At 66.5% G+C, this 12,928-nt stretch carries 19 protein-coding genes; 9 read left to right on the top strand and 10 right to left on the bottom strand.

The features are described 5' to 3' along the window. Positions 1-8: 8 nt before the first annotated feature. The 3 genes from rpmA to ULB03_RS08580 all read right to left on the bottom strand — a co-directional run bounded on the left by rpmA (position 9) and on the right by ULB03_RS08580 (position 1,637). The gene (gene rpmA, locus ULB03_RS08590; RefSeq protein WP_145729858.1) at positions 9-290 is read right to left on the bottom strand and encodes a 50S ribosomal protein L27; all 282 of its coding nucleotides are present in this window, start codon (positions 288-290) and stop codon (positions 9-11) included. Positions 291-327: 37 nt separating this feature from the next. Next, positions 328-645 carry a 50S ribosomal protein L21 gene (gene rplU, locus ULB03_RS08585; protein WP_145729859.1) on the bottom strand — a complete coding sequence of 106 codons (318 nt, stop codon included), beginning with the start codon at positions 643-645 and terminating at the stop codon, positions 328-330. 188 nt (positions 646-833) lie between these two features. Beyond that, positions 834-1,637: a class I SAM-dependent methyltransferase gene (locus tag ULB03_RS08580; RefSeq protein ID WP_322482766.1), complete on the bottom strand. Its 804-nt coding sequence runs from the start codon at positions 1,635-1,637 to the stop codon at positions 834-836. 159 nt (positions 1,638-1,796) lie between these two features. Between ULB03_RS08580 and ULB03_RS08575 the strand changes: the two genes are divergently transcribed. Continuing rightward, positions 1,797-2,267 (top strand): DUF6491 family protein, encoded by a 471-nt coding sequence (locus ULB03_RS08575; protein ID WP_322482765.1) that lies wholly within the window; start codon positions 1,797-1,799, stop codon positions 2,265-2,267. Positions 2,268-2,271: 4 nt separating this feature from the next. Here the strand turns inward: ULB03_RS08575 and ULB03_RS08570 are convergent, their stop codons facing one another. The 4 genes from ULB03_RS08570 to ULB03_RS08555 all read right to left on the bottom strand — a co-directional run bounded on the left by ULB03_RS08570 (position 2,272) and on the right by ULB03_RS08555 (position 5,766). Continuing rightward, on the bottom strand, positions 2,272-2,919 hold the full coding sequence (locus tag ULB03_RS08570) for a trimeric intracellular cation channel family protein (protein ID WP_322482764.1): 648 nt from the start codon (positions 2,917-2,919) through the stop codon (positions 2,272-2,274). 103 nt (positions 2,920-3,022) lie between these two features. Beyond that, the gene (gene mhpT / locus ULB03_RS08565) at positions 3,023-4,279 is read right to left on the bottom strand and encodes a 3-(3-hydroxy-phenyl)propionate transporter MhpT (protein WP_322482763.1); all 1,257 of its coding nucleotides are present in this window, start codon (positions 4,277-4,279) and stop codon (positions 3,023-3,025) included. Between the two features lie 81 nt (positions 4,280-4,360). Further along, positions 4,361-4,870, bottom strand: a complete 510-nt coding sequence (gene lspA / locus ULB03_RS08560) for a signal peptidase II (RefSeq protein ID WP_322482762.1) — start codon at positions 4,868-4,870, stop codon at positions 4,361-4,363. Further along, the gene (locus ULB03_RS08555) at positions 4,867-5,766 is read right to left on the bottom strand and encodes a helix-turn-helix transcriptional regulator (RefSeq protein ID WP_322482761.1); all 900 of its coding nucleotides are present in this window, start codon (positions 5,764-5,766) and stop codon (positions 4,867-4,869) included. Before ULB03_RS08555 ends, lspA begins: the two co-directional genes overlap by 4 nt. Before the next feature lie 91 nt (positions 5,767-5,857). On the opposite strand from ULB03_RS08555, the gene ULB03_RS08550 reads away from it, so the two are divergent. Together ULB03_RS08550 and ULB03_RS08545 are read left to right on the top strand one after the other, a co-directional pair. Further along, positions 5,858-6,532 carry a glutathione S-transferase family protein gene (locus tag ULB03_RS08550; RefSeq protein WP_322482760.1) on the top strand — a complete coding sequence of 225 codons (675 nt, stop codon included), beginning with the start codon at positions 5,858-5,860 and terminating at the stop codon, positions 6,530-6,532. A 112-nt stretch (positions 6,533-6,644) separates the two neighbouring features. Next, on the top strand, positions 6,645-7,925 hold the full coding sequence (locus ULB03_RS08545; RefSeq protein ID WP_322482759.1) for a M24 family metallopeptidase: 1,281 nt from the start codon (positions 6,645-6,647) through the stop codon (positions 7,923-7,925). Positions 7,926-7,928: 3 nt separating this feature from the next. Here the strand turns inward: ULB03_RS08545 and ULB03_RS08540 are convergent, their stop codons facing one another. Further along, on the bottom strand, positions 7,929-8,432 hold the full coding sequence (locus ULB03_RS08540; protein WP_322482758.1) for a DUF3280 domain-containing protein: 504 nt from the start codon (positions 8,430-8,432) through the stop codon (positions 7,929-7,931). Between the two features lie 281 nt (positions 8,433-8,713). On the opposite strand from ULB03_RS08540, the gene ULB03_RS08535 reads away from it, so the two are divergent. Both ULB03_RS08535 and ULB03_RS08530 read left to right on the top strand, forming a co-directional pair. After that, the gene (locus ULB03_RS08535; protein ID WP_322482757.1) at positions 8,714-9,040 is read left to right on the top strand and encodes a hypothetical protein; all 327 of its coding nucleotides are present in this window, start codon (positions 8,714-8,716) and stop codon (positions 9,038-9,040) included. Between the two features lie 9 nt (positions 9,041-9,049). Beyond that, the gene (locus ULB03_RS08530) at positions 9,050-9,343 is read left to right on the top strand and encodes a zinc ribbon domain-containing protein (protein ID WP_322482756.1); all 294 of its coding nucleotides are present in this window, start codon (positions 9,050-9,052) and stop codon (positions 9,341-9,343) included. A 600-nt stretch (positions 9,344-9,943) separates the two neighbouring features. On the opposite strand, the gene ULB03_RS08525 is transcribed toward ULB03_RS08530, so the two are convergent. Beyond that, positions 9,944-10,570, bottom strand: coding sequence for a hypothetical protein (locus ULB03_RS08525; RefSeq protein WP_322482755.1), 627 nt, complete (start codon positions 10,568-10,570; stop codon positions 9,944-9,946). A 438-nt stretch (positions 10,571-11,008) separates the two neighbouring features. Here ULB03_RS08525 and ULB03_RS08520 point away from each other — a divergent pair, with 438 nt between their 5' ends. From ULB03_RS08520 to ULB03_RS08505, 4 genes are all read left to right on the top strand, one after another. After that, positions 11,009-11,533, top strand: a complete 525-nt coding sequence (locus ULB03_RS08520) for a hypothetical protein (protein WP_322482754.1) — start codon at positions 11,009-11,011, stop codon at positions 11,531-11,533. Positions 11,534-11,535: 2 nt separating this feature from the next. Then, entirely contained in the window at positions 11,536-11,763 is a 228-nt protein-coding gene (locus ULB03_RS08515; protein ID WP_322482753.1) for a hypothetical protein, read from the top strand. Further along, positions 11,760-11,948, top strand: coding sequence for a hypothetical protein (locus ULB03_RS08510; RefSeq protein WP_322482752.1), 189 nt, complete (start codon positions 11,760-11,762; stop codon positions 11,946-11,948). Before ULB03_RS08515 ends, ULB03_RS08510 begins: the two co-directional genes overlap by 4 nt. A gap of 132 nt (positions 11,949-12,080) precedes the next feature. Next, positions 12,081-12,281, top strand: a complete 201-nt coding sequence (locus tag ULB03_RS08505) for a hypothetical protein (protein WP_322482751.1) — start codon at positions 12,081-12,083, stop codon at positions 12,279-12,281. Between the two features lie 276 nt (positions 12,282-12,557). Here the strand turns inward: ULB03_RS08505 and ULB03_RS08500 are convergent, their stop codons facing one another. After that, entirely contained in the window at positions 12,558-12,890 is a 333-nt protein-coding gene (locus tag ULB03_RS08500) for a hypothetical protein (protein ID WP_322482750.1), read from the bottom strand. Between the last annotated feature and the right edge of the window lie 38 nt (positions 12,891-12,928).

The following is a 12,928-nucleotide window of genomic DNA, read 5'->3' as shown; positions in this document are numbered from 1 at the left end:
GCGGCAGGTTACTCGGCGGCGGCGGCCACCGGCTCCTGGGCCAGCTCGACGGACACGTAGGTGCGGCCCTGACGGCCGGTGTGGAACTTCACGGCGCCATCGGCGACCGCGAAAATGGTGTGGTCCTTGCCCAGGCCCACGTTGGCGCCGGGGTGGAACTTCGTGCCGCGCTGGCGGACGATGATGTTGCCGGAAACGACGGCTTCACCGCCGAAGGCCTTCACGCCCAGACGACGACCGGCGCTGTCACGACCGTTGCGGGAGCTACCGCCTGCCTTTTTATGTGCCATCTCGAAAACTCCTTAAATCGAGGAGGTCGGCTGCCGATTAGGCGCCGGCCTGGATGTCGGTGATGCGCAGGATCGTCAGGTCCTGACGATGGCCATTCTTGCGGCGGTAGTTCTGCCGGCGCTTCTTCTTGAAGATGATGATGTGCGGGGCGTGCGCCTGGGCCACCACGGTGGCCGTCACGGCGGCGCCAGCCACCAGCGGGGTGCCGACGGTGGTGTTGCCGGCATCGCTGACCAGCAGGACCTCGTCCAGCTTCAGGGAGGCGCCGGCTTCACCCGCCAGCTTCTCAACCTTAATGACGTCGCCGGCCGCGACCTTGTACTGCTTACCGCCGGTGCGGATGACTGCGAACATTCTAGCCCACCACTGATCTGGCCGGGCCCAGCCGAGAGTGGCCAGCGCCCACGCAAAACGGAACGACGGGACCTAGCACAGGACCCGTTTCTAAGAGAGCGCGCACTATACAGGCGACCCGGCCCCTGTCAAGCACCCCCAATACGAGTCCGCGCGGAATCCCTGCGCCCGGCACCGTTGCGGGATTCTCAGGGCTCCGCCTCCGGGGCCATGCCGGTGCCGGAGGAGGCGACCAGCCGGGGCAGAAGCCGCCGTTCCGCCGCCAGGCCGGAGAAGGCCGGCTGGGCCACCGAGGGGGCCATGCGCCGCCGCGTCTCCACCACGCGGGTGGAGGTGGTGGCGTAAATCTGCTTGCTGGCCTCCACGATCTGGACGCCGGCGAAGGCCTTGAACCACCGGGCGCCCAGATTTTCCACAGCACCCGCGGACGCCATGAAGAATCGGGAGGTGACGGGCGGCATGAACAGGGCCGACGTCTCCCGCTCCGGCACGAACAGGTTGGCGCGCAGCACGCGCCGCAACTGGCCGGAGGAGAAGGGCGACCCATGGCCGAAGGGGGTGCGGTCGGTGCGGGCCCAGATGCCCCGCCGATTGGGCACGACGGCAATCAGGCGCCCGCCCCCCGCCAGCACGCGCCAAATCTCCTGCATCATGGGCTTCAGGTGTTCGGTGAACTCCAGCCCATGGACCAGCAGCACGCGATCAACCGACATATTGGGGAAGGGCAGTTCCGATTCTTCGCCCAGCGTCACCAGGCCCGGCCCCTCGGGCGGCCAGAAGACCACCCCCTGGGCGGCGGGCATGACCGCCATCACCCGCTCCGCCTCCGTCAGAAAGGGGCGCAGGAAGGGGGTGGCGTAGCCGATGCCCAGCACCCGCTGGCCGGTGACATCGGGCCACAGCTCCCGCAGGCGGCGGCGCACCAGGCGCCGAACCACTTGGCCCAGGCTGCTTTCATAGAATTCGCGCAGGTCGACGACATCGTTATACATCGGGCGGATGCTAGCATGGCGGGCGCGGGTTCGCCTATTAGGCCTGGAGCCCTAAAACCCATAACCATGCCGGCGGTGCCCCCTGCGACGCGGCCGCCGCTTGTGGCGGGGCGAATTGGCGCTTACCTTTCAGGATGAACGCCTTGGGAGGCCCCCGCCATGTTCCGCTTCGCCCCCGCCTTGATCACCGCGACCCTTGCCGCCGGCCTGCTGGCAGGCTGTGCCACCGACCCTGCCGCCGATAAGGCCGCCCCCGGAACCCAGACGGCGAAGGCCGAGTCGCCGGACCGGGGCCAGATGTGCATCCCGGTGCGCACCATCCGCCGCACCCAGGTCATCGATGAAAGCACCATCCTGGTGGAGATGCAGGACCGCACCAAGTTCATCCGCATCAACATGGCCGGCCGCTGCACCGGCCTGGGCTTCTACGGCTTCGCCTACGTCTCCCATAATGATGAGCTGTGCCGCACCGATCCCCTGACCCTGGTGGGCATGCCGGTGCCGCCCGTCTGCCTGATCGACAGCATGATCCCCATCGACAAGGCCGAGGCCGACGCCCTGAAGGCCAAGCCGAAGACGGACAAGCCGTCGGATACCGCGACCCCGGCACCCAAGGCAGACGGCGACTGAAACGTCAGCCGGCCAGCCCCGCCGCCGTCGGCAGGGCCCAGTGGCGCCAGACGCTGACCATGCGCAGGACGAAGCAGGCCCCGCCGCCCAGCAAGGCGGCGTAGCGGGGGGCGACGCCCAGGCGGATTGCGGCGGTCATCACCGCCGCCCCCAGCAAGGCGGCCGTGGCGTAGACGTCGACCCGCAGGATGGCCGGCACCTGGGCCAGCAGCAGGTCGCGCAGGGTGCCGCCGCCCACCCCGGTGATGGTGCCCATCAGCACGGCGCTGAACGGCGGTATGTGGCGGTTCAACGCCTTTTCCGTGCCAGCCACGGCGAACAGCGACAGGCCGGCGGCGTCCAGCGTCGTCATCCAGCCCACGGGACTTTGGCCGATAGGAAGCTGGCCGACGATGGCGTGCCCGACGAAGGTGGCGCCCCCGGCGGCGAAGGCCATGGCGGGATAGCGCCAGTCGCGCAGGGCCGTGGGCGGGGCCGCCCCGATCAGCAGGTCGCGCAACACGCCGCCGCCCAGGGCCGTGGCGAAGGACAGGACCAGCACCCCGAACAGGTCCAGCCCACCGCGCAGCGCCGCCATGGCGCCCTCCACCGCGAACAGCACGGTGCCGGCCATGTCCGCCACGGCCAGCACCATATCCGTCTTCCTGCCCATCCCTTCCCCAACCCCGCATCCCGATACCGGGCGGCAGGGTTACACCGTCACGCGGCGGCTGGCGAGGGAATCGGGGACTTGGGAAACGGTGGCCTGGGAAGGGTCAGGCCCGGCGCCGCAGCTGCCTGTGGATCAGCAGGACCGCCAGAAGCCCCCCCACCGCGACCAGGGGCACGAGGCTGAGCAGCAAACCCGACGCCGACAGGCCCGCCTGCACCAGGGCGCCGCCCAGCAGCGGCCCCACGACGGACCCCAGGCGGCCAGCCGCCACCGCCCCACCCACGCCGGTGCCCCGGATGGCGATGGGGTAGCAGGCGGGGGCCGCGGCGTAGAGCGTGGCCTGGGTGGTCAGGATCATGGCGCCAGCCCCCATGCCCACCGCCAAGGCCACGGTCAGGTTGGCCGGCATCACGGCCAACAGCACCAGGAAAACCGCCAGCCCCACGAACACCGTGATGGCGTAGCCAAAGCGCCGCGGGCCGTCCAGCAAGGGCCCGGTGATCATGCAGGCGATGGCCCCCGCGACGTTCAGCACCAGTTGGATCAGCGCCGCCTGCGGCTTGCTGAACCCCCGGTCGGTCATGAGCAGGGGCAGCCAGCTCAGCAGCAGGTACAGCACCATCAAGGTGGCGAAAAAGGCCAACCACAACAGCACCGTCTCCGCCGCGCGGCCACCGCCGAACAGGATGGCGAGGACGCCGGGCCGGCCGGCCGCGTCAGCCGCCGCGGTCGCGCGGAAGGCGTGCGACTCGGGCAAGGCCCAGATCAGCAGGGGCAGGACCAACAGTGGCGCGCCACCGGCGGCATAGAAGATGGTGCGCCAACTGTCGAAGCCGCCGCCCATGCCGGCGAAGACGGCGATCAGGCTGACGATGGCGCCCCCCAGCGGCATGCCGCCGTACATCAGGGAAACGGCGCCGCCGCTGCGCCCCGGCGGGCTGTTCTCCGCCGCCAGCGCCACCAGGTTGGGCAGCGTGCCGCCCAGGCCCAGGCCGGTGGCCAGGCGCATGAGGAACAGGGTGGTGAAGTCGGGTGACAGGGCGGTGGCGAGCGTGAACAGGCCGAACAACGCGACCGAGACCACCAGCACGGCCTTGCGCCCGAAATGGTCGGCCAGCCGCCCCCCCACCAACGCGCCCAGGAACAGGCCGATGGTGCCGGCGCTGAAGAAGGTGCCCAGTTGCGCCGCCGTCAGATGCAGCGCCGGCGCCAGCTTGGGCGCCGCCACGCCGGCGGCCTGCAAATCCACCCCCTCCAGGATGGCGACCACCAGGCACAGCAGCGTCGTTCGGTTCAACAGACCGCCGGCCGCCGCCATGGGGGCACCGGCGGGCGCGGGCACCGCGTCTTGGTTCAGCACGTTCCTCTCCCGTTTGTTCTTATGGGCGGGATTAAGGTGCGCGCGGAAACGATGGATGTCCAGAAAAGTTGCTGGATATAACTATGTGCGGCGATTTCCCGCCATGAACCCGCCCGCCATGAACCCGCCCGCCACGAACAGCGCCACCCCCACCATCAGCCCGACATCAGCGATGTTGAAGATGCCGGTGCGCAGGGCGCCGATGCCGAGGTTCAGGAAATCGAACACCGTGCCGTCCTGACGCAGACGGTCCAGCAGGTTGCCCAGGCCACCGCCCAGGAAGCTGCCGGCGCCCAGCAGTTCCAGCCGGCTGAGTGTCTTCGCCCGCAGGCTCCACACCAGCAGGACCGCCAGGACCAGGGCCACGCCCACGGTGAAGACCAGGCCGCGCGCATGGTCGTCCAGCCCGGCGCCCAGGCTGAGGAAGGCGCCGGGGTTGTTGACCGGCGTCACCAGGATGGCGCCGCCCAGCGCCGTCAGGTCCACCCCCGGCGTCAGCGCCTGTTTCAGCCAGGCCTTGGTCGCCTGGTCGGCGGCGAACCAGGCGAGTGCCGCAGGCAGCAGCCAGCGCAGGCGGTCTTGCGGGGTCATGGATGCGGTTTCCCTTCGGCGGTTTTCCGGGCGCAGTCCTCGCGGTAGGCGGAGGGGGACTGGCCGATGACCTGTTTGAAATCATGGGTGAAATGGGCGTGATCGAAATACCCCAGATCCTGGGCCAATGTCGTCAGGTCCAGCGCCGCGCCGCCAGCGCGCCCCTTCTGGTCCCGCCCTTTCTGGTCCCGCTCCTCTTGGGCCAACCGGTGCGCCGCCTCATGCAGGCGGGCGCGGCGGATGACCCATTTGGGCGTCATGCCCACCAGGTCGGCGAACAGGCGCTGCAACGCGCGCACGCCCAGGCCGGAGCGCGCGACCAGATCGTCCACCCGCAAAATCTCCCGGTCAGCCTCGATCAGCGCCACCAGGCGGTTGACCTCCTCCACCTGGGCGGGGGCCGCCCTCAACCCCTGGCGCAGCAGGGTCTCGGCCACCGCCACCATGCCGGCGTCATCGGCGGCGGCCAGAACCGCCGCCTCCGCCGCCGCCGCGGTCGCCGGGGTCAGGTGACCCAGCACGGCCTCCAGCGGCAGGACGCGGTCGACCAGCGTGCTGAGTGGGGCATCCACCAGGGCGCGAAAGCCGGCGGGGCGGAAGCGGATGCCCAGCACCCGCCCGGCATCGCGCAATTCATAGGCGAAGATGCCGTGCATGGGGCCGTAGACGGCGGAGCGGCCGCGCTCGAACACCAGGTTCACGGCGGGATAGGGCAGTGTGCGCTGGACATAGGGCGGCTGCCCGGTCAGGTCCCAGGCCACCACCCAGTAATGCTCCACCACCGCCGCCAAATCCGGGGCCATATCAGGGGACGGCAGGTAGCGGCCCAGGCGGAAGCGCTGCGCCGCCGCGCCGGGCGCCAGCACCCCCTTGGGCGCCGCCGTCACGGGATGCACGAGCTTTCCTTCCGGCTGTCGCGTTTTTCCAAGCCCACGGTCTCCCTCAAGGCTATCGTTCCGGCCATCCCCTTCCCCGTGGAGAGCCGCCATGAAACTCTATTCCCTGGCCCTGTCGCCCTTCGCCGCCCGCGCCCGGGGCGCGATCTATGCCAAGGACTTGGCCATCGACATCCTAACCCCACCGGAGGACTGGCGCACCTCCCCCGCCTTCCGGGCGCTGAACCCCATGGTGCGGGTGCCCGTGCTGGTGCTGGACGACGGCCGGTCCATCCCGGAATCGGGGGTGATCGTGGAGTATCTGGAGGATGCCTTCCCGGCCATCCCCCTGCGCCCCGCCGACCCGGTGGACGGCGCGCGGGTGCGCCTGCTGACCGCCGTGGCCGACCAGTACGTGATGCGGGAAACCTTCCCGCTGTTCGGCCTGTTCGACAGCAAGACCCCGGATGAGGCCGCCATCCAGGCGCAGTTGGCCAAGCTGGACATGGGCCTGGGCCAGTTGAACGGCCTGCTGGCCGACGACACGGCGCGCGGCCCCTTCGCCTTCGGCGGGCGGGTGACCACCGCCGATGTGTGGCTGACGCCGGTGCGCTACACCCTGGAAGGGTTGATGCGCTTTTCCGGCCGCGGCCACCTGCTGGACCGCCACGCCGCCGTGGCCGGCTACGCCCAAGGCTTGCGTGAAAGCCCCGCTCTGGCGCGGGTGTGGGATGAGATGGAGGAGGGCCTGCGCGCCTATATGACGGCCAGGGCCGCGGGCGCGTAACACGCGTCTTTCCGCCAAAGGCGGGGGAAAGGGCGGGCCCGCTGTGATAGGACGATGGGCGAACCGCTGGCCGCCGAAGGGCCGGCGCGAAACCATCCGGGACAGCCTTGCCATGGTCAGCCGCCGCCACTTCCTCGCCGCCGCCTCCGCCCTGCCCCTATCGGTCCCGGCCGTCACCGCCGGCACCAGGGGGGCCAGGGCCGCCACCGGCGACCTCACCACCCTAACCTCCCTGACGACGGGCGCCAAGCCCATCGCGGCGGAGGAGCGGCAGGCCCGCATCGCCAAGCTGCAGAACCTGATGGCGCGGCGCGGCATCGTCGCCTTCCTGGTCGAATCCGGGTCCAGCCTGGAGTATTTCACCGGCATCCGCTGGCACCGTTCCGAACGCACCACCGCCGCCCTGATTCCAGCCCAGGGGCCGGTCATCGTGGTGACCCCGGCGTTCGAGGAACCGTCGGTGCGCGAAACCCTGCAGGTGGGCGGCGATGTCCGCGCCTGGCAGGAGCACGAAAGCCCCTTTCAGCGTCTGGCCCAGGCGCTGAAAGACATCACAGCGGCCCCTGGGGGTGGCGCCACGAAGGGGACGGTGGCGGTGGAGCCCACCACCCGCTTTTTCATCATCGACGGCATCCGCCAGGTGACCAAGGACTATGACTTGGTGTCCGGCGACGATCTGGTGCGGGCCTGCCGCATGCACAAGTCGCCGGCGGAACTGGCCCTGATGCAGGTGGCCAACGCGGTGACGCTGGCGGCCCTGCGCTACGCCCATGCCCATGTGCGGCCGGGCATGCGCGCGGCCGACATCGCCGCCCTGGTGGACACCGCCACGGCGGCCCTGGGCGGGCGGCCAGAATTCTCCCTGGTGCTGCTGAACGAGGCCAGCGCCTATCCCCATGGCTCCCTCCAGCCGGAGGTGGTGCGGGACGGCTCCACCGTGCTGCTCGACTGCGGCTGCGCCGTGCACGGCTATCAATCCGACATTTCCCGCACCTGGGTCTTCGGCACCCCCAGCGCCCGCCAGCGCGCGGTGTGGAACACGGTGAAGCGCGGGCAGGAGATCGCGCTGGAAACCGCCAAGCCAGGCATTCCGGTGGGGGACATCGACAAGGCGGTGCGCCGGTATTACGAGGGGGAAGGCTGGGGTCCCGGTTATCGCCTGCCCGGCCTGTCGCACCGCACCGGCCATGGCATCGGCCTGGACGGCCACGAATCCCCCTACCTGGTGCTGAGCGACGCCACGCCGCTGGAGCCCGGCATGTGCTTCTCCGATGAGCCCGGGATCTACATCCCTGGCGAGTTCGGCATCCGGCTGGAGGATTGCTGGCACATGACGGAAACGGGGCCGGCGCTGTTCACCCCGCTGGCCACGTCCATCGACCAGCCGGTGTGAGCCCTACCGCCCCTCCTCAAACACATGCTCCTGCAGCAGGAACTTCAGGCCCCGGTCCCAGGACTCGTCCGTGTTGCCGCGGATGTCGACGCTGCCGCCCTTCAGGACCTGGCCGGTGGCGGCGTCGCGGATGCTGATGTTCAGGTTCAGGATCAGGTTGCTGACCTTCTGCACCCAGGCGAACACGGCCACGGTCGCCCCCGCTCGGGTGGCGATCTCCAGGGCGCAGGGTGGGCAATCGCGCGGGGCGGGCTTCGCCGCCAGCGTGGCCGCCCAGGGCGTCATGTCCACCACGGCGTAGCGCCCCGATTGCGCCAGCGCCGCCCGCAAGGCCACCCCCAGCCGCGCCACCCGCGCCGTTTCCTCCGCCGTGGTGTCGGCCGGCGAGCTGTTGACGAACTGCACGTCGAACACCGCCGTGGCCGGGGCCCCCGTTGGCGCGGCACCGACCCGGCCCGCCGCCAGCAGCAGCATCACCAACGCCAATCCCGCCAGCACCCTGCCCATGAGCATCCTCCCCTGTTGGGGTGACAGCATGGCGCGGATGGCGGGGGAAGACAGGATGGACTTTGGGTGGAGATGCCCCGCCCGCCGACTCTCGGCTGCCCGTGCTCCGGTAGACCGGGACCCGCTGGCGCTCGGGAGCACCTGCGCGCACCGCATTGCAACGATACGCGCCTTTCTTGGTGAAACGGCCCACCACACACCCATAACGAGAATGCCCGTTGACTCTTCGTTCTGCGTATGTTCCGATAAGCGCGCCATAAGTCGCGGAGGTATCGGGACAAATGAATAAAAAGAAAGCCGTTATCCTTGGGGGCGTGACAGTCCTTTTCCTGATCATCGCCATCTTATGCACACAGATAACAATATTCGTGATCCAGCCTATTGGCGCCATCCCTGACGGGAAAACCCTGATTATTTCCAGGCTGAACAAGATGCAGTTCATCGACAGCGCCGACGCGATGTGTGATCGCGTTCAAGGTGGCGTCAGCCTGCTATGCCGCAGCATGCTGCTGGGCACCGTTGCCCAAAACGCAACCATCTACCTTCGCCTTCCCTACAGCAAATGGCTGTACACGGTTTCCACCGATGGCAAGGAATTCGACAGATAGGACGTCAATATGTTTGAAATGCTCGTGATCGCCGCTTTGCTCGGCATCATTCCCGGCTACATCGCCCACAGTAAAGGCCGCTCATTTTTCCTTTGGTGGCTTTACGGGGCTGCGATCTTCATCGTCGCCTTGATCCATTCCCTGCTGATTTCGCCGAATGTCGCGGAAGTCGAGCAGCGGCAACTGGACAGTGGGATGAAGAAATGCCCCCATTGCGCCGAACTGATAAAGGCCGACGCCAACGTTTGCCGATATTGCGGGCGCGATCAGCACGGTGAAACCGCCAGTGTATCGCCAGCCTAACCAGGGTATCGGCAAGCAAGCCGCCGCTATGTCGGTGGGGATATCGGTGCTTATCAGGAAATGGCGGAGAGGGTGTCCGCCACTCATGCCCAGAAACCCTAGGAATTTTGCGCATACACGACGCCCGTCCCCTAATCTATCCCCTAAAAATAAGCGGATAAAGGCGAACGGAGGCCGTTCATCTCGCCGCACCGGATCGCCCTTGGGGTTGTGATTACGGCCAGATGTGCCTCAGCACGTCGGCCAAGAGGGTAGCGATGACGCTGCCAACAACTGCGGCACCCCCTTAGTTTAAGCCTCTACCGCCATCGGGATAACCGCGCCCCAAACCAGAAGCCACATGAATATCATCTTCATGTGGAACCTCCGACAACCCACAGACTTAACCAAACCTCCCGCCGATACCTAGCGGAACCCCGGGGGTGGCGCGTTACCCTCGATAGGGGGTGCCCCCGGAAGGGACCCGCAGGCCCTGGGGTGGGTGGCGGGCGACACATGCCCGCATCGCCCGTCCCGTGGCCGGTGGAATCTTTCTGACGACATGCCCGCTGGGGGAGTAGCGGCCGAAGCCACACCGCATTCCACGGCCCGGAAATCGGGCTATCGCCGTGCCGTCCTCATGGCCTGGGTCAGCGCCGCGTCCAGGTGCTGGACGAACCGCCTATCCACCACCTTTCGCGTGATGTCTTCCAACCCCAGGCGCGGCTTTAGGGTCGCGTCGTCTACCAGGTAGTACAGCAGGTCAAGCCGGTTGCCCTTGCCCGCGCCGTTGCGAAGGCGCGCGATGAACTTGTGGCCGTTCTTCATCGTGACCACGGCGGTAAGCCCGCCACCCTTGGCCCGCAGGGTGGGCAGGATGTTGCGCGGCAAGTCATCCTTGGCGATCAGCGCCGTGGGCGTCGGCCGCACAGCTGGCAGGGGAATAGCGATGTGCTTCCCGTGCGGTATCTTCAAGCCGCCGGTTTCCTGCAACGCCATGAACTGGTCACGGCTGTAGACCATGGCCACGGGCAGTTGCTTGGTGGCGGGCACGATGCGGATACCTTGCACCACCCAATCACGGCGCAGGGTGAAATGGGCCGGCATGCTGGCGCGTACCGCCTCTTGCGCATCCTTGGCCGTGTTGGTCAGGGCCAGGGCCACGGCATAGGGAAGCTGTTCGGGGTCGAAGGCCCGCAGCAGACTGACGGCTTGGTCAATGCTGGATGAAACGTCGATTTGAAGCATGGGCGCACAGTACAGGGGCGCCGCTGGTGCGTCAGTCTCTAGTCGCCATACCTCCCGATAACACCCGTTATAAATGCGTTATGGCTGAAAGCCGCAGAAATCCAGGGGTTATAACACTTATAACACTATAACATATTCATATTCATATATAAGTGACTGTACCTATATGTGTGTCTCTCGGGACATGATCATATATGTGTGTATATATATATTTTGCGCCAAAAAGCGTTACAGCGTTATCACATTGATATTGCTGGCATAACTCCATAACTCCCGAATACACCCGTTATCGCCTGCGGTTTTTGCTTGCTTTTTCCATAAATCTTATTATCGGGGAGACCTCCCGATTTCTCCCACCAACTACCGTTTACTATCCTGTTCTAGCGGCAGATATTCCGGGCTATCGGAACGCCCCAACGCAAGGGATGAGATAGTAAAATGCAAGACATCGCCGTTGCCCGTCGTGATCAGGTGGCGCAAGCCTTGTTCGGCGCCAGTAGCCTCAAAATCGAACAGCGTCTTGAGTGGGTGCGCCGCTTCCTAGTCGCCTCTTTCGTTGAAGATTTACAGGAAGGCCGCGTCAAGGCCCGCGCCCGTGATGTGGGGCTTATGGTTCCCGCCCTGACCAATTACCTGAATATCCAGGAAGGCGGCAGTTACGACGCCGACCGCATGGACTGGCTGGCGGGGCGTGTCGGCGACGATCTGCGCGCCCTCGCGTCGGCCCTGGCTGGCGGTTCCTATGAGGAAGGCGAGGCGGACCTTATCACCCGCCTGGGGAATCGGGATGCCGCCGCGTGGGGCCGCGTGCTGGTGGCGATGGGTGCGCCCGCCGGGCAACGCTACAGCGTCGACCTGATCGCCAAGCCGGTTCCCGAACAGGACAACCGGGAAGAACTGCCCATCCCTGGCCCCGCCGGCTACCTGACGCAGGCCCTGCGCGCTTTGCGGTCTGGGGGCTGATCGTGGCCCTGACCAACACCCCCGCCCCGGTGGCAAACCGGATCGAGGCGAAGGCGCGGGAAATCTATGAGGCGAACCGCGCCAAGGTGGCCGGGCGACCCGCTTGGGAAGCCCTGAACCGCAACGACCCATGGGACATGGGCATGATCAAGCACGCCTATCGGCTAGCGGCAACGGACCTGCTGGCCAGCATCCCGAACAGCGCGCCCAGCACAGGGACAGCAGCATGAGCCGCGAACCGATCACCCGGCTTGACCTGTTCATCGCTGCCGCCTACGTCGCGGAAATGGCCCGCAGCTTCGGCATGGACAAAAAGACCGTCATCAATCGCGCGGCGAGCTGCGGCCACTACGAGCCGGCACGGCTCTTACCGATGACGAGTTCTGAGTCGGACTTTCTATTCCGCTGCTGCTAAGCGGCCCGCGTCCCTTTCGCGTTCCTGCCGCCGCATAGCCTTGCCTTACTTGGATGCGCGCTTTCGCACACCAACTTATAACGATGGTCAATCAGCCCTATTTTGGGTTGGTCAGCAGGAGGAGGCCAAACGATGCCAGTAAGTTTTGCCGTTGGTCAGATTTGGGAGGCCGATTTTGACGGTCGGACCCGACAGCTTCGCGTGGAAGCGATTACCGACGATGGCTTTGGTTTTAAAGCGAATTTTCGCTTTCTCGATGACGGAGATACGGCGACCGAGATTGGTTGGTGGACCGTAACGGCAGCCCAAAAGTGGCGCTACGTTTCGGGTTGAGCAATATAACTGATATGTTGATCCGCAACTAGGGGCGCCCCTACGCGAGATTATGTTGATTCCCGGCTCGAATTAGCTGGGTCGGTAGCGACACCCGGAGCGCATCAGGATGTTGTTGATCTGGGCTTATGTCGGTTTTCTGTTCCGCTGCTACTCAGCCCCCAGGTTTGGGGAGGCGCCCCCGCCCCCTGGCTCGCGCAGGCCAGGGATGTTTTGCGCCCAATGGCGGTAGCTCATGAAAAACCCCCGCCGGATCGCTCTGGCGGGGGTTTTTGATTACGGCCAAATGTGCTTGGCCACCGTGCCGGCTAAGGCGGAAAGTATCCCGCCCAGAACCGCCGCGCTCAGCACCCACGGCGCAAGGGCCTTGTCACGGGCCAGCTTATTGGTTTCCGCCCGCAACTTGGCTTCCTCAGACGCCATCTTGAGCGCTTCGGCCGCCAGCTTGTTCTGTTCGGCTTGCAGCTTCAGCTGTTCGGCCGCCAGCTTGTCGCGCTCGGCTTGCAGCTTTTCGCTGTCACGCAGCATCCGCAACAAGGAGGCTTCGGCTTCGGTAGTGGCAGCGGCGGCGGCGGTCATGTTCGGGCCATCAAAAGTCGCGTCGGTCACAGTCTAACTCTCTGTGGGTGCCAGGGCAACCGCGCCCC

The organism is Nitrospirillum goiasense, from assembly GCF_034427435.1.
Lineage (GTDB): Bacteria > Pseudomonadota > Alphaproteobacteria > Azospirillales > Azospirillaceae > Nitrospirillum.
Note: the sequence above shows the minus strand (reverse complement) of the source record. Positions and strands in the feature narration are given on the sequence as shown.